The 22,078-nt window shown below is 68.2% G+C and carries 17 protein-coding genes; 10 read left to right on the top strand and 7 right to left on the bottom strand.

The genetic code is table 11. The annotated features are described in order from the left end of the window. Nucleotides 1–44 precede the first annotated feature (44 nt). Both DAT35_RS07045 and DAT35_RS07040 read left to right on the top strand, forming a co-directional pair. Nucleotides 45–3,185: an ATP-binding protein gene (locus DAT35_RS07045; protein ID WP_108066113.1), complete on the top strand. Its 3,141-nt coding sequence runs from the start codon at nucleotides 45–47 to the stop codon at nucleotides 3,183–3,185. Nucleotides 3,186–3,325: 140 nt separating this feature from the next. Further along, the gene (locus DAT35_RS07040) at nucleotides 3,326–4,207 is read left to right on the top strand and encodes a hypothetical protein (protein ID WP_108066112.1); all 882 of its coding nucleotides are present in this window, start codon (nucleotides 3,326–3,328) and stop codon (nucleotides 4,205–4,207) included. Here the strand turns inward: DAT35_RS07040 and DAT35_RS07035 are convergent. Both DAT35_RS07035 and DAT35_RS07030 read right to left on the bottom strand, forming a co-directional pair. Next, nucleotides 4,195–4,905, bottom strand: a complete 711-nt coding sequence (locus tag DAT35_RS07035; protein WP_108066111.1) for a TetR/AcrR family transcriptional regulator — start codon at nucleotides 4,903–4,905, stop codon at nucleotides 4,195–4,197. The two genes, DAT35_RS07040 and DAT35_RS07035, sit on opposite strands and share 13 nt — an antisense overlap. 57 nt (nucleotides 4,906–4,962) lie before the next feature. Then, on the bottom strand, nucleotides 4,963–5,214 hold the full coding sequence (locus tag DAT35_RS07030) for a hypothetical protein (RefSeq protein WP_108066110.1): 252 nt from the start codon (nucleotides 5,212–5,214) through the stop codon (nucleotides 4,963–4,965). Nucleotides 5,215–5,379: 165 nt separating this feature from the next. Between DAT35_RS07030 and DAT35_RS07025 the strand changes: the two genes are divergently transcribed. From DAT35_RS07025 to DAT35_RS07005, 5 genes are all read left to right on the top strand, one after another. After that, nucleotides 5,380–6,552 (top strand): aspartate aminotransferase family protein, encoded by a 1,173-nt coding sequence (locus DAT35_RS07025; protein WP_199242829.1) that lies wholly within the window; start codon nucleotides 5,380–5,382, stop codon nucleotides 6,550–6,552. A gap of 142 nt (nucleotides 6,553–6,694) precedes the next feature. Further along, nucleotides 6,695–7,153: a carboxymuconolactone decarboxylase family protein gene (locus DAT35_RS07020; protein WP_108066108.1), complete on the top strand. Its 459-nt coding sequence runs from the start codon at nucleotides 6,695–6,697 to the stop codon at nucleotides 7,151–7,153. Continuing rightward, nucleotides 7,153–8,037, top strand: coding sequence for a sigma-70 family RNA polymerase sigma factor (locus tag DAT35_RS07015; protein WP_108066107.1), 885 nt, complete (start codon nucleotides 7,153–7,155; stop codon nucleotides 8,035–8,037). The genes DAT35_RS07020 and DAT35_RS07015 overlap by 1 nt, the downstream gene beginning before the upstream one ends. Before the next feature lie 308 nt (nucleotides 8,038–8,345). Continuing rightward, a complete protein-coding gene (locus DAT35_RS60525; RefSeq protein ID WP_233261329.1) occupies nucleotides 8,346–9,035 on the top strand; it encodes a protein-S-isoprenylcysteine O-methyltransferase in 690 nt (229 codons plus the stop codon). Nucleotides 9,036–9,205: 170 nt separating this feature from the next. Further along, nucleotides 9,206–10,240 (top strand): aldo/keto reductase, encoded by a 1,035-nt coding sequence (locus DAT35_RS07005; protein ID WP_108066106.1) that lies wholly within the window; start codon nucleotides 9,206–9,208, stop codon nucleotides 10,238–10,240. A gap of 63 nt (nucleotides 10,241–10,303) precedes the next feature. Here the strand turns inward: DAT35_RS07005 and DAT35_RS07000 are convergent, their stop codons facing one another. Beyond that, nucleotides 10,304–12,037, bottom strand: a complete 1,734-nt coding sequence (locus tag DAT35_RS07000) for a hypothetical protein (RefSeq protein ID WP_108066105.1) — start codon at nucleotides 12,035–12,037, stop codon at nucleotides 10,304–10,306. 412 nt (nucleotides 12,038–12,449) lie between these two features. On the opposite strand from DAT35_RS07000, the gene DAT35_RS06995 reads away from it, so the two are divergent. Next, the gene (locus DAT35_RS06995; protein WP_108066104.1) at nucleotides 12,450–12,668 is read left to right on the top strand and encodes a hypothetical protein; all 219 of its coding nucleotides are present in this window, start codon (nucleotides 12,450–12,452) and stop codon (nucleotides 12,666–12,668) included. A 42-nt stretch (nucleotides 12,669–12,710) separates the two neighbouring features. On the opposite strand, the gene DAT35_RS06990 is transcribed toward DAT35_RS06995, so the two are convergent. From DAT35_RS06990 to DAT35_RS06975, 4 genes are all read right to left on the bottom strand, one after another. Beyond that, a complete protein-coding gene (locus tag DAT35_RS06990; RefSeq protein WP_255415144.1) occupies nucleotides 12,711–13,784 on the bottom strand; it encodes a cysteine synthase A in 1,074 nt (357 codons plus the stop codon). Between the two features lie 10 nt (nucleotides 13,785–13,794). Then, the gene (locus DAT35_RS06985; protein ID WP_108066103.1) at nucleotides 13,795–14,601 is read right to left on the bottom strand and encodes a hypothetical protein; all 807 of its coding nucleotides are present in this window, start codon (nucleotides 14,599–14,601) and stop codon (nucleotides 13,795–13,797) included. Nucleotides 14,602–14,655: 54 nt separating this feature from the next. Then, entirely contained in the window at nucleotides 14,656–15,648 is a 993-nt protein-coding gene (locus tag DAT35_RS06980; RefSeq protein WP_146209601.1) for a hypothetical protein, read from the bottom strand. A 172-nt stretch (nucleotides 15,649–15,820) separates the two neighbouring features. Continuing rightward, on the bottom strand, nucleotides 15,821–16,591 hold the full coding sequence (locus DAT35_RS06975) for a MerR family transcriptional regulator (protein ID WP_158501583.1): 771 nt from the start codon (nucleotides 16,589–16,591) through the stop codon (nucleotides 15,821–15,823). Nucleotides 16,592–16,806: 215 nt separating this feature from the next. Here DAT35_RS06975 and DAT35_RS58815 point away from each other — a divergent pair, with 215 nt between their 5' ends. Both DAT35_RS58815 and DAT35_RS06970 read left to right on the top strand, forming a co-directional pair. Further along, entirely contained in the window at nucleotides 16,807–20,649 is a 3,843-nt protein-coding gene (locus tag DAT35_RS58815) for a hypothetical protein (RefSeq protein ID WP_158501582.1), read from the top strand. Beyond that, complete coding sequence (locus tag DAT35_RS06970; RefSeq protein ID WP_158501581.1) at nucleotides 20,646–22,061, top strand: OmpP1/FadL family transporter; 1,416 nt, start codon at nucleotides 20,646–20,648, stop codon at nucleotides 22,059–22,061. The genes DAT35_RS58815 and DAT35_RS06970 overlap by 4 nt, the downstream gene beginning before the upstream one ends. The last annotated feature ends 17 nt before the right edge of the window (nucleotides 22,062–22,078 follow it).

The raw sequence follows: 22,078 nt of genomic DNA, 5'->3' as shown, positions 1-22,078 counted from the left end.
GCTCCTTGCCTGTGTCCCACCGTTTGCGCGAGTCCCCAGGAGCCATGCCGTCGTCGTATCGCAACACCCTGCTCCTGACCCTGGGCCTGCTCGCCTTGCTGGTGGGGAGCGCGGCGCGAGGCGATGAGCCTTCGGGGCTCATCCGGTTCCGGAGCTATGGCACGGAGTCGGGCCTCGAGAACCCAGGCATGCTCTGGCTCCAGCAGGACGGGGACGGATTCGTCTGGGGGGGCGCCGTGGACGCGGTGTACCGCTTCGATGGCAAGCGCTTCGAGCGCTTCGGCCTGGAAGCCGGCCTGCCGTCGGTGTCCGTGAATGACGCGACCGTGGACGCCCAGGGCCGGCTGCTGCTGGCGACCCAGGGGGGCGTGGTCCGCTGGGACGGGGGCCGCTTCGTCGCCGTGCCCATGAACGGAGTCCCCGCTCAGGTGTGGCGCATCCGCCTGGACTCCAGCAAGCGGATGCTGGCGGGGACGGAGCAGGGCCTGTTCATCGAGACGGAGCCGGGGCGTTTCCACCTGGTGCCCGGGTGGCCGGGGGGAGTGGTCACGGCGCTCTGGGTGGATGCCTCGGGCACGCTCCAGGTGGTTTCGCGCTCGAGCCTGCTGAGTCTCGACAAGAGGGGGCGCTGGCAGGTGCGCGAGGTGCCGGGGCCGGGAAGTCCCCTCTCCACCCTCGTGCGGGACGGGCAGGGCCGCCTGTGGCTGAGCGGGGAGGGGCGGCTCGTCATGCAACCCCGGGACGGCGCGCCCTTCGAGGATCGCTCCCAGCTCCTCAAGGGCGCGGTGGCCGCGGGGCGTCGGCTGCGCGTGGGGAGCCGGGGACAGCTCCTGATACCGACCTACCGCGGCATTCTCGAGGTGGAGGGCGAGCGCGCGGGCTTCCTCCGGTTGGGCCTCTCCGAGCAGGCGGCGCGGATGCAGGACGTCCTGGATGACAGGGAGGGGTCGCTCTGGATAGCCAGCCTGGGCGTCCACCGCTCCCTGGGCCGCGGCCTGTGGACCCTCCACGACGCCAGTTCCGGATTGCCATCGAGTTTCATCTGGGGCCTGACTCGGGGTCCCGATGGGACGATGTGGGTCGGCACCGATGCGGGGCTCGCGAGCGGCACGTCCGGGGCGTGGGTCCCCGTGCCCGGGCTGCGCGGCTATTCGCTCAAGGCCGTGAGGGTGGATGGGGAGGGCGCCGTGTGGGCCGCGGGCAGCCCGGCCGGGCTCCACCGCTACGAGCCCTGGAGCGGGAAGCTGAAGACATTCGGCGAGGCGCAAGGCTACCCGGCGCGCTCCACCGCCGGGCTGGTGTGGGAGTCCGATGGCACGTTGTGGGCCGCCGGCGGGGGCGGCCTGCTGCGCGGGGTGCGCGCTGGAGAGGAGTGGTCCTTCGAGCTGGTGCTGCCTCCCAGCCGGAATGCGCCCTTCATGGGCCTGACGAGGGACGGTGCCGGGCGGTTGTGGGCCGCGGGCGACGGGCTCTACGTGCGCGAGGGCGGCGTGTTCCGGCGCCTGGGTGCCGCGGATGGCCTGCGGGATGACCGCGTCCGCTACCTCGTGGCCCGGCGCGACGGCCGGGTGTGCGTGTCCTATACGGAGCCCATCGGCCTGAGCTGTTTCTCCTACCAGGAGGGGCGCCTCTCCGGCCTGGTCCACCTGGACCGGAACAAGGGACTCCACAGCGGAGTCGTCTACCATCTCGGCGAGGACGCGTCGGGCCGCCTCTGGGTGGGGACCGGGGCCGGGGTGGACGTGCTCCAGGGAGACGAATTGCTCGAGCACTTCGGCGCGGCAGGGGGCGCTCCGGGCGACGACTGCAGTGGCAACTCCTTCCTGGCGGACGCGGACGGCACCGTGTGGGTGGGCACCTCGACGGGCCTCGGCCGCTTCGAGAGCAACCGCTACACCGGCCCGGCTGCTCCGCCGCGCGTGGTCCTGATGGACCTCACCCTCGGGACGCACGCGTGGGCCCAGCCCCCCGCCGAGCGGCTCGAGGCCTGGCACGACGAGGCGACGCTGGAGGTCCAGTTCGCCGACCTGGGCATTGTCGACGAGACGCAGGTGGTGCACGAGGCGCGCTTGGTGGGGCTGGACGACTGGCACGTCGCGCATGGGCGCTCGGCGCGCTACAGCGTGCTCCCGCCCGGGCACTACCGCCTGGAGGTGCACGCTCGCAACGGCCAGGGGCCCTGGGGTCCCGTGGCGGGGCTCTCCCTGGTGGTGCATCCGCCGTGGTGGGCGGCCTGGTGGGCGAGGGCCCTGGGCGTGCTGGTCCTGGGGGGCGCGGTGGCGGGCGTGGTGCGCTGGAGGGGGCTCGCCCTGCGGCGCAGGAACACCGAGTTGGAGCGCGTGGTGGCGGCCCGCACCGTGGAGCTCGAGCAGGCGCGCGAGCGGGTCATCCAGGCGGAAAAGCTCTCCGCGATGGGCCAGCTGCTGGCGAGGCTGTCGCACGAAATCAACAATCCGCTCACCGCCATCCACAACAACCTGCCGCCGGTGCGCGAGTACTTCGAGCAGCTGGCGGATGTGCTGCGGATGTGCCGTGAGCTGCTCGCGGGCCACCCCGAGGACGCGCAGCTCGTCGAGCGGCTGTGGAAGGAATGGGACGTCGACTTCCTGCTCCAGGACACGCCCGAGGCGCTGGAGGCGATGCGGTACGCCACGGAGCGCATCCGCTCCATCCAGGCGGATTTGCGCGCGTTCCTGCGCGGCGAGCGCCCGCGCCTCGAGCCCGATGACCTCAACCAGACGGTCCAGGAGACGGTCGAGCTGCTCCGGCGCTCGCTGCCCCAGAGCGCGAGGGTGGAGGTGCGGTACGGGGCGGTGCCGCGCTTCGCCTTCCACAAGGGGCAGTTGGGGCAGGTGCTGCTGAACCTGCTGCGCAACTCCCTGGACGCGATGGGGAATGAGGGAGAGGTGCGGGTGAGCACGGCCGTCCGGGACGACATGGTCGAGGTCACGGTGGCCGATGATGGCCCGGGCATCCCGCTGGAGCTGAGGGCGAAGATCTTCGAGCCCTTCTTCTCCACGAAGGACGTGGGGAAGGGCTCGGGACTGGGGCTGGCCATCTGCCGGCAGATTGTCGCGGAGAACCACGGGGGGACGCTCGAGCTGGACGCGTCCGTGCCGCGGGGCGCGTGCTTCCGGGTGCGGCTGCCGCTCACCCAGGCCGAGCAGGAGGCGTCGGCGGCCTGAGCGAGGGCGCGGGCCGTCCGCTGCAACACACTCCGAGCATCGGTTTTCCACCGTTGGGGCGCGGGGGCCTGGACGAAGCCCTTGCCATGAGGAAAGGAAGGACTGACCAATTGGTAAGAGTCCTTCCCTCGAGGTGTGTCATGAATGGCATCGCCCCCACCGCCCTGCGTCCCAGCTTCTATGAACCCGTGGCTGGCTCCCCGCGCGAGGACCTGCTGCGCGCCTACCGGGAGTTCCTCGAGCGCCGCAACGGCACGATGGACTTCACCACGGGCTTCTCCCGGCGCGAGGAGTGGCTGCGCGAGGCGGCGGGATGGGAGGGACGCTTCACGGGGCCGGTGGACGGAGAGGGCTTCAACCGGGCCTATGAGAGCTTCGACGCGGTGCGAGGGCTGACGCCGCCGATGGTGGCGCTGCTGACCTTCGTGAAGGCGAACGCGGGCGAGGCCTACGGGGTGGAGGTGCTCACCCGCGAGCGCCATCAACGGCACGACGCGCCGGAGCTCTTCCACCAGGTGGAGCGGCTGGTGGCCTACGAGGAGACGTACCACACGCGCATCCTCATCGGCGCCACGCAGCACTTCGGGGTGGAGGTGGAAGGCGCGTGGAGGCCGCCGCTGCCACTGCGGCTGCTCATCGGCACCCTGGTGCACGCGCCGGGCCTCTTCTTCCACCCGGTGCTGCTGGCCGCGGAGGTCTCCGGCGTCTTCAGCTTCAACTGGATGCTGCGCCGGGTGGGGGAGATCTTCCGGGACGAGCCCGCGGTGCGCGAGTCCATGGAGCAGCGGCTCATCGAAATCCTGGTGGACGAGGTGGGCCACGTCGCCTTCAACCGCATGGCGGTGGGCCCGGTGGGATTGAGCACGGCGCGCCACCTGGCGGGCGTGGTGCTGCGGGGCGTGATGGGCTCCACCCCGGAGTACAGGGCGCTCGGCATGGATGAGAACGAATTGCGGAAGCTGGACACCTTCGACCTGCACCAGCTTCCCGAGGAGGTGCTGCGCCGCTCCTACTTCGTCTGACGGCGGGGGCTCGGGCGGGGACGCTGGGGGTCGGCGTCGGTGAAGAGATAGCGCTCGATGAGGCGCACCACCTCCCCGAGCCGCCGCTCGCGCCACTCCGCGTCGCTCGCCCCGGTCCAACCCATCATGGGCAGCAGCGCGAAGGTGGTGAGCAGCAGCGTGCCCACGTGGGCGACCGCGGCCTCGGGGTCCAGCTCCTGGCGGACCCGGCCCTCCTGCTGTCCCTGGCGCAGCGCATCCGCCATGAGGCGCAGCCACGGCTCCACGCCCCGGAGCAGGCGCGTCACGTGCTCGCGTTCCCCGTCCAGCAGCTCGCGCAGGATGACGCGGGCGGCATCGGGGTCCGCGTCGAAGAACTCGCGGATCTGCGCCATCGCCCGCTCCAGCCGCTCCTCGCCCCTTCCGGTGAAGGCCCCGACGAGGACCAGGAGGTGGCGGTTGGAGTGCTCGATGAGGGAGTCGAGGACCGCGTCGTGCAGCGCCTCGCGGGAGGGGTAGTGGTAGAGCAGGGCCTGCTTGCTGATGCCCACGGCCTGGGCCACGTCGTTGACGGAGATGGCGCCGAAGCCTCGCAGGGCGATGAGGCGCGTGGCCTCCCGGCGGATGCGCTCGCGTGGCTCCAGCGCCGCGGCCTTGCCTCCGCCGCGTGGCCCGCGCCCCGTCACCTCTTTGTCACCGCTCGTGTCCTTGTGCCGCATGAATGGAGCCGGGGCACTACCACACCAGAGGGAGTCCGGCGCGCCTCCCGGTGCCCGCTATGACTTCTTTCGGAAGAGGTACTGGAGGAACGAGCCCAGTCCGGAGAACCGGTAGCTGCCATCGATGTAGTGCTGGATGACGTAGAAAGCGAAGTAGTACGCCCGGGAGAAAGCCCAGACGGCCACCGCCAGCAGCACGGCGGTCCTCAGGCTCGGGTTCTCCACGAGGAGCAGGCTCGAGGCCAGCAGCCCCAGGAGCACGAACAAGAAGGCCTTGAGGTAGAGAAGCCGAGGGCTCTTGATATCCATGGCAGGTTCCCTCCGGTCCAGGGCCGCGAAGGGGGCACTATCCCATGCCGCCGCACGCGAGGCAGCCCGCCGGGCCGTGGGGCTCGTCACTCGGGGTCACGCATGGTAGGGACGCGAGCCACGGGCCGCCCCTTTCCCATGGCCTGTCATGAGGGACACACCGAATTGAACAGCCCCACTGCTTCCACTTCCTTCCTCATCCAGAACTACCGCCGCCAGGACGTGAGCTTCGTCCGTGGCAATGGCTGCTACCTGTACGACGGCGCGGGCCGTGAGTACCTCGATGCCTTCGCCGGCGTGGCGGTGTGCACCCTGGGGCACTCGCACCCGAAACTCGTGGAGACGCTGTCGCGGCAGGCCGCGACGTTGATCCACACCTCGAACCACTACGGGCAGCTCGGACAGGAGGAACTGGCGGCGCGCATCGTCCCCGAGGCGTTTCCGGGACGGATGCTGTTCTGCAACTCGGGGACGGAGGCCAACGAGGCGGCCTACAAGCTCGTGCGCCTGTGGGGCAACGTGGCGCATGAGGGCCGCAAGCGCCGCATCATCGCCTTCGAGGGGAGCTTCCACGGGCGCACGCTCGGCTCCCTCAGCATCACGCACACGCCCTCCTACCGCGCGCCCTTCGAGCCCCTGCCTCCCACGGACTTCGTTCCCTTCGGTGACGCGGACGCACTCGCCGCCGCCATGAAGGATGACGTGGCCGGTGTGTTCCTCGAGCCCATCCAGGGCGAGAGCGGCGTGCACGTGCCTCCTCCGGGATTCCTGGCCCGGGTCCGGGAGTTGTGCACGCGCCACCAGGCCCTCATGGTGGCGGATGAAATCCAGACGGGGATTGGCCGCACCGGACGGATGTTCTGCCATCAGCATGAAGGCATCACCCCGGACGTGATGTCCCTGGCGAAGGGACTCGGTGGAGGCATCCCCATTGGCGCCGTGCTCGCGACCGAGCCCGTGGCCGCGCTGATGACGCCGGGCCTGCACGGCACCACCTTCGGAGGCAATCCCTTCGCGTGCGCGGCGGGGCTGACGGTGATGAAGGAAGTCACCTCGCCGGGCTTCGTGGGCAACGTGGTGGAGCGAGGCCTTCAGCTCATGGAGGGCCTGCGCCGCATCTTCGGTCCCACCCATGAGGTGCGCGGCAAGGGGCTCCTCGTGGGCGTCCAGCTCCAGCGGCCTCCCGCCGAGCTGGTGAAGGCCGCCCTCGCACAGGGGCTCGTCGTCGGGGTGGCGGGCAACAACACGCTGCGCATCGCGCCGTCGCTCATCATCACCGCGGTGCAGGTGGACGAGCTGCTCGAGAAGCTGGCGGCGGCCCACCGCGCACAGGGCTGAACCCCCCGGGAACGGGCAACCGGGCTGGAGGCACCAGCCCGGTTTGTGCGGGCGCGTTAATCCTGGCCGAAATGCCCATGTCACATTCGGCGGGAAGCCTCGTCCTGGGCTCGGAAGTCATCTCCTGACGAGGAAAACGAACATGACCCCGAGACTGAACCCCTTCGCCAACGCCGCCCTGCTGAAGCCCCTGATCGACTTCGGGACCACGGTGGTCCAGAACGGCCTGGAGCCGAGCCTGATGGAGCTGGTGAAGATCCGCGCCTCGCAGCTCAACGGCTGCGCCATCTGCCTGCACATGCACACCCAGGAGGCCCGCAAGCAGGGTGAAACGGAGGAGCGCCTCTACCTGCTCGACGCCTGGCGGGAGTCGCCGCTCTACACCGAGCGTGAACGCGCGGCGCTCGGCTGGACGGACGCCCTGACCCTGTTGGCCCAGACCCATGCGCCCGATGAGGCCTACCAGGCGCTCAAGGCGCAGTTCACGGAGGAGGAGCAGGTGAAGCTCACCTTGCTGATCAACGTCATCAACAGCTTCAACCGGTTCGGCGTTGGCTTCCGTCTGAGCCACCCGGTTGGCACCGAGAGGAAGGCGGCCTGATGGCACCCGCATCCGAACAGGACGCCGCGGCCACCTTCGACCCCCTGCGGCCCAAGCTGGTCCGCGTCGCCTATCGGATGCTGGGGTCGGTGGCGGACGCCGAGGACGTGGTGCAGGAGGCCTTCATCCGCTGGCTCGCGACCGATCGCGACGCGGTGCTCGAGCCGGAAGGCTTCCTGCGCCGCGTCGTGACGCGGCTGTGCCTGGACGTCCTGAAGTCGGCCCGGAGGCAGCGGGAAACCTACGTCGGGCCGTGGCTGCCCGAGCCGGTGGTGGCCAAGGCGGATGACGACCCGGAGCTCGACGACATCACCCTGCCGCTGATGATGGCGCTGGAGCGGCTGTCTCCATTGGAGCGCGCTGCCTTCCTGCTGCACGACGTATTCGGCGTGGGCTTCGAGGAGATCGCCGAGACCCTCGGGCGTGAGCCGGCGGCCTGCCGCCAGCTCGCGAGTCGTGCCCGCACCCACGTGCATGCCGATCGCCCGCGTTTCCAGATGTCCCAGGAGCGGGGTCTGGAGATTGCCTCGGCCTTCTTCGCGGCGTCGCGGAGCGGCGACATGCAGACGCTGCAATCCCTGCTGGCCGCCGATGTGACCGTTCACGCCGACGGCGGTGGCAAGAAGCCTGCGGCGATGGCGCCGATCATCGGCATCGACAAGGTCATGGAGCTGCACGCGGGGCTCGCGCGCATCCTGGAGAAGCAGGGCTCGCGGCTCGTGCGCTACGGCTTCATCAATGGGCTGCCCGGGTTCGTCACCATCGAGCCCGGCGACACCTTGCAGACCACCGCCCTGCAGATCGAGGACGGCAAGGTCACCGCGATCTTCGTGGTGCGCAATCCGGACAAGCTGCGCCACCTGGCGGGTGGCCCCGTCCACTGACCGGGAGGGCGGTCCCGGTTGGGGCGAAGGAGAGAGGGGGAGGGGCAGGAGAGGAGAAGCAGGGGCCTGACGGAAGCAGGAGGGCCGGAGCCCAGCCGATGCCCTCACCGAAGCCTTGGGCTCAACACCCTGCGCTCTGCGGTGGCCTTCGAGTCGAGACCAGGCTCGCTGCTCGCCCCTGTCGGCCTTCTTCCAGGGCTCCTCCATCGAGCGGCTCGCCACCCTCCTGGGTTTGGGTTCGAATGAAGTTGATTCTGATAATCATTATTGATTACAGTGGTGGTTACACCGAGTTCCCAGGGGGAGTCATGACCGAGACCACTCCACGACGTTCCTTGATGACCAGCCTGCCGGCCGTGCTGCCGATGCTTGCGGGCATGGCGCTGCTGGTAGCGGCGGTAGCGAGGTGGCGGGAGTCCGGGTGGGGCGCGCTGGTATGGCTGGTGGTGGTGGCGCTCATGTACGTCATCCGCGTGCCGCACACCCTGCGCAACCGGACGAACCAGATCATCGACAGCCGCAACGACCCCATCGAGCAGGTGCTGCTGACCGGCATGTTCCTGGCCATGATGGTGCTGCCGCTCGTGCAGGTGGCGACGCGGTGGTTCTCCTTCGCTGACTACACGCTGCCGGACTGGGCGACGGCGGTGGGGGCGGGCATCCAGGTGCCGTTCCTGTGGTTGTTCTGGCGCTCGCACGCCGACCTGGGGCGCAACTGGAGCCCCGGGCTCGAGGTGCGCGAGGACCATGGGCTCATCACGAATGGCGTCTACGCGCGCGTGCGCCATCCCATGTACGCCGCCATCTGGATGTCGACGCTGGCCCAGCCGCTGCTCGTCCACAACTGGATTGGCGGCGCCCTCATCGTGCCGGCGTTCGCCGCGATGTGGTTCCTGCGCACGCCACGTGAGGAGGCCATGATGCGGAGCCGCTTCGGCGCGGCCTATGACGAATACGCCGCGCGCACCGGACGGCTGCTGCCCCGGCTCGGGAGGTGAGGGGCAAGGGCGACCTGGCCTCCACCGAGTCGACCCATGGGGAACAGGGCTCGCCGGTCTCCCGCGCTGTTCTTGGGCAAATCGCCCGAGCATGGAGTCTTCCCCGTTCGCTTGGGTAGCTTGGGGGCCGCTCCGCACGAACGCGGGCTCCAAACAAGCAGGTCTACTCCATGGAATACAGACAACTCGGCGCTTCGGGCTTCAAGGTTCCCGTCCTCAGCCTCGGCACGGGGACGTTCGGTGGCTCCAACGAGTTCTTCAAGGGCTTTGGCAGCAGCGACGTGAAAGAGGCCACCAGGCTCGTCGACATCTCCCTCGACACCGGGCTGAACATGTTCGACTCGGCCGACGTGTACTCGGGCGGAATGGCCGAGGAGATTCTCGGCCAGGCGATCAAGGGCCGCCGCGAGCGGGTCATCATCTCCACCAAGGCCACCCTCCGCGCGGGCCCGGGTCCCAACGACGCGGGTTCGTCGCGCTACCACCTGATCCGCACGGTCGAGGCGAGCCTTCGCCGCCTGGGCACCGACTACATCGACCTCTTCCAGCTCCACGGCTTCGATCCCATCACCCCCGTCGAGGAGACACTCAACACGCTCGACGACCTCGTGCGCGCCGGGAAGATCCGCTACCTCGGCTGCTCGAACTTCCCGGGCTGGCACCTGATGAAGTCGCTGGCCGTGTCGGAGCGCCACAACCTCGCTCGCTACGTGGCCCACCAGGCGTACTACTCGCTCGTCGGGCGCGACTACGAGTGGGAGCTGATGCCGCTGGGGCTGGACCAGAAGGTCAGCGCGCTCGCCTGGAGCCCGCTGGGTTGGGGCCGGTTGACGGGGAAGATCCGCCGCGGCCAGCCCCTGCCCGAGGGCACCCGGCTCCAGAACTCCCAGACGGCCGCGGGCGGCCCCCAGATCCCCGAGGAGCACCTCTACCGGGTCGTGGATGCGCTCGACGAGGTGGCGGCGGAGACCGGCAAGACGGTGCCGCAGGTGGCCATCAACTGGCTGCTGCAGCGGCCGACGGTCGCCAACGTCATCATCGGCGCACGCAACGAGGAGCAACTGCGCCAGAACCTGGGCGCGATCGGCTGGAACCTCACCTCGAAGCAGGTGGCGAAGCTCGACGCGGCGAGCGCCACGCCCCCTGCCTATCCCTACTGGCACCATCAACGGTTCGGCGAGAACAATACCTTCCTGAATTCTTGATTCCGCGCCGTGCTCGCGACCGAGCCGGGTACGAAGTGTTTGACACCTTCACGGGGTTCTCACCTACTGCTTCTGATGGCCGACGACGAGCCCGCCGCCGAACTGGGCGATGTAGAGGGTTCCATCGTGGAACAGCACATCGGAGGGCCGGATGACCTGGGCGCGGAACCAGTCGGTGGCCTCGTCCTTGCCATTCACGAGGAACTTGGACGGAGTGCCATCGGCGGAGGGAGGCACGACCGTGACGGTGGTGGCGCCGTTGTTGAAGGTCGTCGTCAGAGATTTGGTGGGGCCCGCATCAATGGCCGGGCACCCCCCTTTGGGAGGATTCTGGATGCCGCTGGACACGAGGAAGCGGTCCGCGGGGGTGCTCTTCTCGCAATAGAAGTCCACGTCATCGGTCTCGATGAAGGTGCCATCCCATTCGACGAAGTGGTGCATGGTTCCGCCGAGTCCCACGACGGCGGGCCGCCACGAGTCGCCGCTGTGCTCGGACTTCCAGACGCCCGCGCGGCCGGCGACGTAGACGGTGGTGCCGTTCTTGTCGACGGCGATCTGCGAGGTGACGTAGCTGTGGCCGTTGATCATCGCGGAGGCGAGGTTCGAGTGCCACCACTTCTGGTTCGAGCCCCACTCGGTGAAGTCCGGGTTGTCGGCGACAGGAGCCCACGAGCCGCCGCCATCTTTCGTCCGGTAGATGCAGTGGGGCGTGGCTTTATCGGCGACGCAGCCGGCGAAGACGAGGGAGCCTGAGCTGTTCCCACCCACGGTCACCACATTGACGGTGGAGGGGATGGTGCCGCGCGTGGGGCTCCAGTGGATGCCATCTTTCGACGTATAGATCCCGTGGGAGCGAGCCGCGGCGTAGAGGGTGCCGCCGATATCGGTCACCTCCTCGAACTGCAGCCCGGCCAGCGTTTTGCCGAGGTCGACGGTCTGCACCTTGGCGTCGCCCGTGGCCGCTGAGCGGATGTTGGACACGACGTAAATGGTGGAGGTCCGCGTGGTGACGACGATGCTGTCATTGTCCCCGGGAACGAGCGCCATGCCGGTGATGACGGGCTTCTCGTTCTTCTTGGCGAGGCCGATGTTCACCCAATCCGCCCCGCCGTTCTGGGAACGCCAGAGCCCGGTACCATTGCCTCCGGCCGCATAGATGTATTCCTTGCTCGCGGTGGCATCCCAGTCCACGACGATGCGGTTGCCCGTGGGGCGGGGGTGGTGTTGCCGCTTGCAGTGGGACTCGGTGCCCTTGGGGCCGTTCGGGTTGAAGCGCAGGACCGTGTCGCCTTCGACCGCGATGAAGCCGCCCTCCCCGGGCTTGCCTCCACACCGGCCGAGCAACCCATAGACAACGTTCTTCTGGTGGGGGTTCTTCGAGTAGGCGAGCCCTGAATAATACGAAGTGCCCTGTTCACCGGTCATGGGGTTGCCGGGCGAGCTCTTCATGGCGGGCAGCCACTGGTTGCCCGAAGTGCGCGTGTTGTAGAGGCCCCACGAGTCGCCTCCCACCGTGGCGTGGCCGCTCGTCCAGGGGCTCACGGCGATCTCCGTGACGAGGCCTCCGCCAGTGATCTCCGACTGCCGGAAGACCCAGGTGCCATGGGACGCGGCGGCCTGGGTATCGGCGGGATCCTCGGCGAGCCCGTCCGGAGTGGAGGCCTGCTTCGAGGCGCCAGGTGCCTGGGTCGCCTCCTCCGCCAGTGCTGTCGGTTCGATGCCGCAGACCGTGAGCATCGAGGTGACGACGACGGGAAGCAGGAGCCGGAATTTCGACGGCGACAACCTTCTGAACATGGCGAATCACTCCTTGAGAGCGAGAAAGACGCGGATTCATGGCAACAGGATTGATGAGCAAAGACCTGTTGGATGGATGCCCTTGGAGCGATTTGTGATGGACAAAAGAACTGGGGACTTGGCGGGGCTCGCGGCTTCGACGCGAGATGGCCCATCCCCTTGTCGCGGGGGCTGAGCCTCTCGGGAACGGGATGCTGGGCTGGAAGGCTCGAGGTGATGACGCCGGGGACGAGCTGCGAGAATGCGGCCCCGAAGCCATGGACGAGCCCTTCGACCTCTACATCTCTTCCGGTTGCGAGAGGGACACGGACGAGGACGCACTCCTGGGACTGTTGCCCCCGGGGAGCGATCCGTCCGTGCTCGACCTTCTCTTGTGGAGGGATCCGCGAGGAACGGAACCGGGCCAGGAGGAATGGATGAGGAGAACTACGTCCCAGCGGCGCTCTTCGCGTCCGTGGACAAGGCGGACGGCCACCTCCACGAGCCCTACGAGGACCGGGAGGTCCAGGAGGAATGGGAGGCGATGGGTCGCAGTGCCCTCGAGGAGGGGGCCCCCAGCCTTCCACGCGAGCTCCGGCTGAGACGCGAGCAGCGCCAGAGACGCAGGCGCCGCGAACCCCGGCGGAGATAACCGGCACGGCGGAGCGAGAGGCCCCGACGCGACGGCTCCGGCTCAGGAGGCCTTGGCGAGGAGCACCTCGCTCAGGAGCGAGCTCGCCGAGGGGGCATCGGGGCCGCGCTCCAGCCAGCGAGGGACGGGCAGACCCTTGGAGCGGAGGAAGGCGGGGTTGAAGAGCTTGCTCGCGTAGCGGTTGCCCGAGTCGCACAGCACGGTGACGATGGTGTGCCCCGGCCCGAGCTTCCGGGCGAGGCGGATGGCGCCCGCGACGTTGACGGCGCTGGAGCCGCCGAGGCACAGGCCCTCGTGCTCGAGCAGCTCGAAGAGGAGGGGGAGGGCCTCGGAGTCGGGAATCTGGAAGGCCTCGTCGACGGGAGCGCCCTCGAGGTTGGCGGTGATGCGGCCCTGGCCGATGCCCTCGGTGATGGAAGAGCCCTCGGACTTGAGCTCGCCGTGGGCGTACCAGTGGTAGAGCGCGGCGCCGAGGGGGTCAGCGAGCCCGATGACGACGTTGGGGTTGCGCGCCTTGAGGGCCATGCCGACACCGGCGAGCGTGCCGCCGGAGCCGACCGCGCAGATGAACCCATCGACGCGGCCCTGGGTCTGCTCCCAGATTTCGGGGCCGGTGGCCTCCAGGTGGGCCTGACGGTTGGCGACGTTGTCGAACTGGTTGGCCCAGATGGCGCCGTGGGGCTCGCGGGAGTTGAGGGCCTCGGCGAGGCGGCCGGAGACCTTCACGTAGTTGTTGGGCTCCTTGTAGGGGACGGCGGGGACCTCGAGGAGCTCGGCGCCCATGAGCCGGAGCATGTCCTTCTTCTCCTGGCTCTGGGTGTCGGGGATGACGATGACGGTGCGGTAGCCGAGGGCATTGCCCACGAGCGCGAGCCCGATGCCGGTGTTGCCGGCGGTGCCCTCGACGATGACGCCGCCGGGGCGCAGGAGGCCGCGGGAGATGGCGTCACGGATGATGAAGAGGGCGGCGCGGTCCTTGACGGACTGGCCGGGGTTGAGGAACTCGGCCTTGCCGAGGATGGTGCAGCCCGTGAGCTCGGAGGCACGCCGGAGCTTGATGAGGGGCGTGTTGCCGATGGCGGAGATGATGTCGTTATGGAGGTGCATGGCGCTCATTCAACGGCCTCTAGTGTATGTCGAGTTCCTTGTCCCACACATACAGCCTGCCAAGCACCTCTCCCGGGCGTACCCCGGAGATGCGCTCGAACTCCGCGGCATCCAGAGTGGAGAGGTGCTCACGCCAGGAGGAGGGATCCATCACCACTTCCGGGTGGTTGAGTAGCTTGCGATCAGCGAACGGGAGGATATGGGGCAACTGACGGAGGATGGCCTCGATACTCTCCTCTCTGGTCGCTTGAGCCATGCGCTCCGAGGCTACTTCGAAACGTGAACGGACGGAGCTACCCCCCTTGGGGCACCAGGCGTCCATGGCCCAACCGCAAGCGGCGGTCATGAGCTCCTCCAGGGTCATGAACGTATTCAACGTCTTGTAGAGGTAGCGCCCGTGTTGGAGCGAGTCCCAGAAGCGAAGCACGGCCTGGAGGCGCAGCGCGGTGAGCTCCGCGCTTTCCGGGGCTGCTCCAGAAAGAGCGAAGAACAGTGCGCCCCATGCCGTTTCACGAAAGAACGTCTCATGCGTGTTTTTGATGTGGCGATAACTCTTCTTCAGTGAATCGCACATGCTCGTGATCGCTTCCCAATACGCGTAAAGCCGCCAGGCTGGGAGCTCGTCTTGGAAATCGACGACTTCGTGTGTAAACACCACATCGCCGGGGGCGACCGTCCGCAGTTCACGTGGCTGGGGAAAGGTGCCGCTGAGCTCATACTGCTTTGCGCAACGGCGCCCCTCTGCCTTTGTCTTGCTCTTGATGGCGATGTAGGGGCCGTAAAGGAAGGACGGCAGTTGGAGCGTGGCTGTCTGGAGGGTGTCCATGGTGTGGGCTCTCTCGGTTCGACCGTTTCGTGCCAGGTTGCGCAGCTGGAAGAGTCACATGCCCGATGCTCGAGGCAGTTGCGCAGGGGGCTCGGTGGGCAAGGGCTTTGAGGGGAAAGGGAGGACTTTTCCTCCCGGCTGAGCGGCGCCGCGCTCACCGGGGGCTGCGGTGGAGATGACGATCATCGCGACCTCACCTACGATGTCGATAGCTACGCCGATGGCCCCGCTGATCGTGGCGAGCCTCTCACGCCGTTCAACCCCTTCCTCGACTGCCTGGGATACCCATCCGCCGTACTGCTTCAGTTCCTGCTCGGAAATCTCCACCCATTGCTCAGCCTGGTACGCGGCCTCATTCGAGTCGAAGCGCTCCTGGCTGCGAGTCCAACGATACTGGGTGACTCCAGGTGTGGTGGTACACCACTCCAGACGCCAGATGTACTGCCCCTGGGCGAACTGGATCAGAATCTCACCTTCGAACTCTTTGCCACCTGAGAACCTGTTGTTGGGTGGCACGGTGCGGTTCAGCGCGAGGAGGTATGTTTGAAGCTTCCGCATGCCGTCCTGGCGCCCTTTTTCGTTATGGGGTTTGATTTCGAAGACGCTGCGTAAGGTGATATCGGCGATGTCCGGACACATCTTCTGTTCGTTTTCGGGCAGGAGTGACGAGTCGCCGATGCCTCTTCTGTCAAGGATGAGCTTGATGGAGGTCTTGTTGTAGAAGACATCGTTTGTCGGGTGCCTCGTGCGGTAGATATACGCAATGAGCCGGTGCGAGGCATTGCCGAGGAAAAACTCCCAGGGGACCTGGGAGTCAGGTTTCCGGCCGGGCACCTTGTAGCCCTGCAGGGCCTGGGTTCTGAGGTTTTCGCAGGCGGAAGAGCGGCCGCCCGGTGCCGCGCTGTTCGGTGGGGGCAGGATGGCGGGGGGCTCCGCGGAGGCGAGTCCCGCCAGGGCGGTGACGAGCACGAGTCCCACCAGACGGGAGAGTTCCCTGCCCACGTAGGCATGCGACGGGACGCGGATGTGGCTGCGGGTCGGTTGCATGGCGTGGAGCAAGCTACCCGATGAAGGGAGACTGGCCCACCCGTATCAATCGCATAGAGGGCAACCCGCGAACCCCTGGGGAGCGGAGAGCCGAGGACTGGGCCTGCTGGCCGGGAAGAAGACGAGGGAGCGCGAGCCCCGTCTGGCTCGAGCAGGCCCGCGCCAGAAACCTTCAGTTCGCGGCCAGGAAGTTACGGACCTGGGCGGTGTGGTAGCGGACGAGGAGCGTGTTGATGAGCGGCAGGGCCCGGTCCACCATCTCCGCCGCCTGGCCCGGTGGCAGGCCGGTGAGCCGGTCGCTGAGCAGCTGCGCCTCGTTCATGAACAGCGAGTACATGGCCTTCGTGTAGAGGCGCAGGTCGTCCACCTGGAAGCCCAGCGCTTCCGTGAAGCCCGCCTTCTTGAGCTGGCCCCACAGCTCCACGAGGAACGCGTCGTCGCTCGCCAGCACCGTGCGCCCGTCCTGCTTGCGCGTGACCAGCAGCCCTATCTCCACCATGCGCGCCAGCTCCGCGCGGCTCACCCCCGTCTCCTTCAGCAGCTCCGCCGCGCCCACCGTGTCCGGCTGGCCGACGACTCCAATCGTGGGTCCCAGCCGTTGACGCACCTCGGAGATCAGCTCGCGCTGCTTCGGGGTGAAGGCGTCGTCGCGCTCCTCCAACATGGCGCGGATGGCCTTGAGCGGCATGAAACGCTCCTCCTGCAACTGGCGGATGAGCTTGAGCCGCTTCAGGTGCTGCTCGCCGTAGAAGGCCATGTTGTGGCCCGTCTTCTGCCCCTCCGGCAACAGGCCCTGCTGGATGTAGAAGTGCACCACCTGCCGGGACAGGCCCGCGCGCTCGCACAGGTCCTTCATCCGGTACGGGAAGGCGGAGCGGTCCACCGCCGTCCGTCCCCGTCGCTCTGCCACCTGGGGTCGGCGCCGCTCGCCTCGCCCCGCCATGTCGATACCTCCCATCAAGACCGGCGCTACGGGCCGGTTCCCCCACGCTAGCACCTGCCCGTCGAGGGTGACGAGCACGGCAAAAGTTTGGTCAGACGACAATCCAGTGGGGGCGTCTGCCTTTTCTTGACAGAGTGTCAAGTGTCACTGGACACTTGATACCAGCCCGGTAGTTCTTCGAACCCGCAGCGCCCCCTTCTGCTTCGCGAGATTCCATGCGTCCGCTCTCCCCCGGAGTGTCGTGGTCCGTGCGCGCGTGTGCCCTGCTGCTGGTGTGCGCCGCGTGCGGGACTTCCGAGTTCGATACCACCCGCGAACCCCCACCGCCCGCTACGCTGGGCGAGGACTTCTTTGGCGTCCTGTGCGACCGCATGGGCGCGCTGCTCCTGCCCGAGGACCTCTCAGGAGCCTCCTTCCACGGTGTCTGCCATTCCGGGCCGGATGGCCAATACGCGCAAGGCGTTGACGCAACGCGTCTGCCTCCCCTGGTCGAAGGAGCGGTGGACGCCTCTGGCCAGTCCGTGAGCGTGGCCACGCAGGAGGCGCAGCGGGCGGAGGCGCTGGCCCGGTTGGCGGCGCTGGCCCGGCAGCGCCCGCGCGTGGTGGCCGCGCTGGATGCGCTCTTCCCGGACTCGGAGGTGCCAGTGCGGGACGTGTCCAATCCGGACCCGTCGCTGACATGTCAGCCGGCGAGCCCGGAGCGAGCCCGGTTGCACGCGGAACTGGCGGCGCTCCTCGGGCGCATGACGGCGATGTATGGCGATGGCACGTTGCCGGACACGACGAGGGCCCTGGGTGAGTGGCTGGAAGCCTTCGAGTCCTCGCCCGAGGCCACGCAGGCCTGGGCCGAGCTGGATGCGCGCCAGGGCTATCAGCCTCCGGAGCGGACGCTCGGAGCGCTGAGACCGCTGCTCACCTACTCGGGCATGCGGGGCGTGCTGGACACCGCCACGCGCGTGATGGCTCCCAGCGCCTCGCCCGGGCCCGCGCGCACCGCGTTCACGTCGATGCTGGAAGTGGCGCACCATGAGCTGCGCACCGTGGAGCCGGGGCAGGCCCGCGCGCCGTTGTCGGTCTCCCGTGACGGGCTGACACAGCGGGACGTGCTGTCGCGCCCGCGCACGGCCACGGAGTTCCTGTCCACCCTGCTGCTCACCGAGGCGGGACCCGCGCCCTCCGGGACTCCGGTGCTCGCCCCGCGGCGTGACGCGCGTGGGGTGGCGGTGGTGACCTCGGTGGGGTTGCCCTTCTCGGACGCGAACGCGGATGGAGTGCCGGATGTGGACGAACTCGGCCGGTTCGTTCCGGGCTCCAGCGCGCCGGTGCCCACGCCCTTCCCCGTGCCGGGCGTACCGGACTCGGCGGCGCGGGACGCCGACGGCCGCGCGCTCTCCAAGCCGGGCGGCCCACCGCTGTATGCCTATGTCGATGCCCGGCGCACGCTGCTGGGGCAGGTGCTCTCCGAGGTGCGGCCGATGATCACCTCGGATAGCGCGCACCCGCGCAGCACGGTGATGCAGTTGCTGGACGGGCTGCCGGTGGTGCTGGGCCCGAGAGACGGTGCGAAGTCGAGCACCCACGACTATCCGCCCGTCACCGTGAAATACGACGCCTTCCGCACGGAGGAGTCACCGCTGCTGGACCTGGTGCACGCGGGTGGGCAGGTGATGGGACATCCGTCCGCGGACGACACGCTGGTTCTGGGGCGCACGCTGGTGTCGGACTACTCCGGAGACGTGGCGCGGCTGGTGAGCCTGCTGCGGTTCGTCCTGCGCACAGCGGACGCGCACCCGGAGGCGGAGCTGAAGGAAGGCAACACGCTGCGGGACGACCTGGTGGATGTGCTGGTGGAGATCTCCCGTGAGCCAGGGTTGCTGGAGGACATCCTGAAGGCGCTGGCGCAGCCGGACTCGGCGGGAGTGGCGCCGGCGTTCGCGAGCTACATGGCGAACCGGGATCGCATCGACTACGACCGGAACTCGCTCAATGGGCCGCCGAAGAACGTGACCGTCGGGGACAACGGCAACCCGCGCACTCCGGTGGACCGGACGCAGCCGGACGCGGGGTTGAACCGGAGCCTGATGCAGCGCTTCATCAACATCGTGCACGACTCGAACGGAGTGACCTTCTGCAACAAGGCGGGCGCGGTGGTGCATGCGCGAGGGGTGCCCATCGCGGGCAACCTGGACCTGCCGCTGTTCGGGGGGACCTACAAGGAGTGCGAGGTCTTCAAGGTCGACAACATGGCGGTGTTCTACCTGCAATCCATGGTGGGCAAGGCGAAGCTGTACATGCGTCCGTCCATCATCCGCAATGGAGTCCTCGGCATCGGTGCCACGACGGTGAGCGTGATGGAGCAGTCCAGCGGCATCACCGGCTTCTGGACGGCGAGTGACAGCAAGGATTTCCGGCCGAAGACCGAGTGGCTCAACCGGATGATCATGTTCGACCAGGTGAACGACAGCCCCACCTCGAGCGGGAAGAACTACATCACCAATCGCTTCCTGAAGGACCTGCAGGGCGCGAACATTGGCAGCGCGGTGTGTCCGGAGCGGGTCATCAACGATCCGGACCCGGGCGCGGAGGATGCCGCACCGGATGGGAAGGTCCGCGGCCTGCGCACCTGCGCGGACGACGAGTGGTTCCCTCGCCGCAACCCGGACACGCTGTTGATGCTGGAGACGGAGGGCTTCTTCAAGGCGATGCGGCCTCTGCTGCTCGCCTTCACGAACCGCGACCGGGAGGACCTGTTCATCAAGGTGCTCGACGTGATGTACCGGCACTGGATGAGTGACAGCGCTCCAGCGAAGGAGTGCAAGCTGTCGAGCAACCCGGATGACCCGCTGTCGCAGTGCTCGCGAGCGGGCGCGGTGCGGTTCGAGCCGTTCCTCGTGGAGCTCCTGAAGGGAGACGCGGTGGGGAGCCTCCAGGCGCTGGTGCCGAAGCTCCAGGCCATCCAGGTGCCGCACTGCACGGCCGTGGACGCGAAGACGAAGCAGTGCAAGCAGGTTGAGAAGCGGGATGGCGTGAAGGTGCTGGCGGAGCTGTTGCGGACGGCCATCGACCCGGCTCGCTCCGAGGCGGTGGGCCTGACGGACCGGCACGGCGGCACCATGCATGTGCGGCAGGACGGAGTGACGCGGGAGCAGGTGACACCGCTGTCGCTGATAGTCGATGCGCTCTCGGCGATGGACGACGCGTTCGACCGTCACGCGGCCGAGCACCCTGGCGAGCCGGATCGGCGAGAGGCCTGGAAGGACGCGTTCTCTCGGCTGGCGGACCAGTTCCTCACGGTCCAGGGTGAGCGAGAGACCTCGACGTTCGCGAACCCGCTGACGACGCGGTTGCTCCCACCGGCGATCGACATGCTGCGCTCGGAACTGTACGCGCGCTGTCCGGACTCGTTCACGCCTCCGTATGCGCGATGTACCTGGATGCGGGACGAGATGACCCAGGAAGCCGGGGACATGCTGGGCGGCCCGTTGTTCGCCACGGCGTGGGACTTCCTGGATGCGGCACGGCAGGACCCGGCGCTGTGGGCCCAGGTGGAGGCGCTGGCGGGCTACCTGTTGAATTCCGGCTCTCAGGAGAACTGGCCGGCACTGCTCGGGACGAGCGTGGACGCCGTGCAGATGCTGGCCTCGGAGGGGAAGAACCGCGCGCCGCTGGCGCACCTGCTCGCGCAGGCGCTGAAGCCCGATGACCTGGTGGATGCGACCCTGGTGCTGGGGCGCCGGGTGGCGGCCAAGGCCTACGCGGAGGACGGAAAGACACAGGTGTGCTCGCGGGAGATGGACCCGCATGAGTTGATGACCGGAGTGCTCGCCAGACTGGTGACGCCCACGGCGATTCCGGGCGAGGCGATGCCTCGGACTCCGTGGGAGGTCCTCACGGAGGCGGTGGCGGACGTCCAGCGCGTGGTGCCGGGGCAGGCGGAGGCCCGCTCGGCGAAGGACTACCAGCGCATCTCCTACGAGCTGGTGTCGTTCCTGTTGGATCCGGAGCACGGTCTGGAGCGGTTCTACGTGGTGGCGAACAAGGCGGGAGGTGCGAAGTGAAGACATCCAGGTTCCTGTTTCTGTTGACCGCCCTCGTCTTCCCGTTGCTCGCGAGCGCCAGTGGCCTGTACGTGGGAGACCGCGGTGTCCGCTCACTCGGGCGCGGAGGCGCCTTCGTCGCCGGCGCGGATGACCTGGGGGCGCTCTGGTACAACCCGGCGGGCCTGGTGGATGCGGGCTCGAGCGTGCTGCTGGACGGCTCCTGGGTTCGCTTCTCCACGGACTTCACGCGGCGGGTGCTGGTGACGAACTCCGCGGGAGCCACGCAGACGAGCGAGCTGCCTTCCGTGAGCGGCTCGTCCGAGTTCCTGCCCATTCCCACCATCGCGGGCTCCTGGGTCTTCGGTGAGCGCAAGCAGCTCGTGGTCGCCGCGGGCGTGCTGGCGCCGCAGATGGCGGTGATGAGCTATCCCCTGACGCTGGACGACGGATCGCCCGCTCCGTCCCGGTACTCGCTCGTCTCGCTGGAGGGCTCGCTGCTGGTCATTCCCGGAGTCTCCGCGGCGTACCGGCCCTTCGACTTCCTCCAACTGGGCGCGGGAGTGAACGTGCTGACGGGCAACTTCGTGACGCGGACCGTGTTCAACACGAGCCCTCCGGAGCGGTTGCTCTCGGCGCCGGAGGATCCGTCCTACGACGCGCTGGCGGAGTTGAAGGCCACGGGACTGCTGGCGCCGAGCGCGAGCTTCGGAGCGATTGTGAGTCCGGCGAAGTGGCTGCGCGTGGGAGTGAGCGGACAGCTCGGGTACACGCTGGATGCGCCGGCCACGGTGCGGGTGCGGCTGCCGAGCGCGGCGGTGTTCGACCAGGCGCGGCAGGAAGGAGACTCGGCGCGGTTGAAGCTCAAGCTGCCGGCGATTCTCCGGGCGGGCATAGAGGTGCGGCCGCTCGAGGCGCTGAGGGTGGAGCTGGGCTATGCACGCGAGCTGTGGTCCTCGCACGAGTCCATCGACATCGTGGCGGAGGACGTGCGCATCTACGACGTGTCGGGCATCCCGAGTCCGTTCACCGTGCCGACCATCTCGATTCCCCGCCGGTTCAAGGACAGCCAGTCGTTCCGGCTGGGGGGCGAGTACTCCCTGTCGGTGGGCAGCTCGTTCGCGGTCGAGGTGCGGGCGGGCCTCAGCTACGAGCAGAGCGCGATTCCCGCCGCGTACCTGGCCCCGCTGACAGTGGACACGGACAAGGTGACGGGCTCGGTGGGCCTGGGCCTGCGGCTGGGGCAGAGGCTGCGGCTGGACGCGGTGTATTCGCAGGCCTTTGGCGGGCAGCGCGAGGTGTCACCCTCGGAGGCTGCGGTACCGCGCATCAACCCGATGGCGGACGAGGATGCCCCGGTGTCCCCTGTCAACGGAGGCAGCTATCAGGTGCGGACGAGCATTCTCGGCTTCGGCTTCCGCTACCAGCTCTGATGCCCGAACCACTCGAG

This window comes from Vitiosangium sp. GDMCC 1.1324, from assembly GCF_003044305.1.
In the GTDB taxonomy this organism is placed as follows: Bacteria; Myxococcota; Myxococcia; order Myxococcales; family Myxococcaceae; genus Archangium.
The sequence above is the reverse complement of the archived record's forward strand: the minus strand, read 5'-3'. Positions and strand labels throughout refer to the sequence as shown.

Bases quoted from the DNA above. Each gene is read 5' to 3' on its own strand.
- DAT35_RS07045 (WP_108066113.1), top strand. From the start codon at position 45: ATGCCGTCGTCGTATCGCAACACCCTGCTCCTGACCCTGGGCCTGCTC.
- DAT35_RS07040 (WP_108066112.1), top strand. From the start codon at position 3,326: ATGAATGGCATCGCCCCCACCGCCCTGCGTCCCAGCTTCTATGAACCC.
- DAT35_RS07035 (WP_108066111.1), bottom strand. From the start codon at position 4,905: ATGCGGCACAAGGACACGAGCGGTGACAAAGAGGTGACGGGGCGCGGG.
- DAT35_RS07030 (WP_108066110.1), bottom strand. From the start codon at position 5,214: ATGGATATCAAGAGCCCTCGGCTTCTCTACCTCAAGGCCTTCTTGTTC.
- DAT35_RS07020 (WP_108066108.1), top strand. From the start codon at position 6,695: ATGACCCCGAGACTGAACCCCTTCGCCAACGCCGCCCTGCTGAAGCCC.
- DAT35_RS07015 (WP_108066107.1), top strand. From the start codon at position 7,153: ATGGCACCCGCATCCGAACAGGACGCCGCGGCCACCTTCGACCCCCTG.
- DAT35_RS60525 (WP_233261329.1), top strand. From the start codon at position 8,346: ATGACCGAGACCACTCCACGACGTTCCTTGATGACCAGCCTGCCGGCC.
- DAT35_RS07005 (WP_108066106.1), top strand. From the start codon at position 9,206: ATGGAATACAGACAACTCGGCGCTTCGGGCTTCAAGGTTCCCGTCCTC.
- DAT35_RS07000 (WP_108066105.1), bottom strand. From the start codon at position 12,037: ATGTTCAGAAGGTTGTCGCCGTCGAAATTCCGGCTCCTGCTTCCCGTC.
- DAT35_RS06995 (WP_108066104.1), top strand. From the start codon at position 12,450: ATGGATGAGGAGAACTACGTCCCAGCGGCGCTCTTCGCGTCCGTGGAC.
- DAT35_RS06990 (WP_255415144.1), bottom strand. From the start codon at position 13,784: ATGAGCGCCATGCACCTCCATAACGACATCATCTCCGCCATCGGCAAC.
- DAT35_RS06985 (WP_108066103.1), bottom strand. From the start codon at position 14,601: ATGGACACCCTCCAGACAGCCACGCTCCAACTGCCGTCCTTCCTTTAC.
- DAT35_RS06980 (WP_146209601.1), bottom strand. From the start codon at position 15,648: ATGCAACCGACCCGCAGCCACATCCGCGTCCCGTCGCATGCCTACGTG.
- DAT35_RS06975 (WP_158501583.1), bottom strand. From the start codon at position 16,591: ATGGCGGGGCGAGGCGAGCGGCGCCGACCCCAGGTGGCAGAGCGACGG.
- DAT35_RS58815 (WP_158501582.1), top strand. From the start codon at position 16,807: ATGCGTCCGCTCTCCCCCGGAGTGTCGTGGTCCGTGCGCGCGTGTGCC.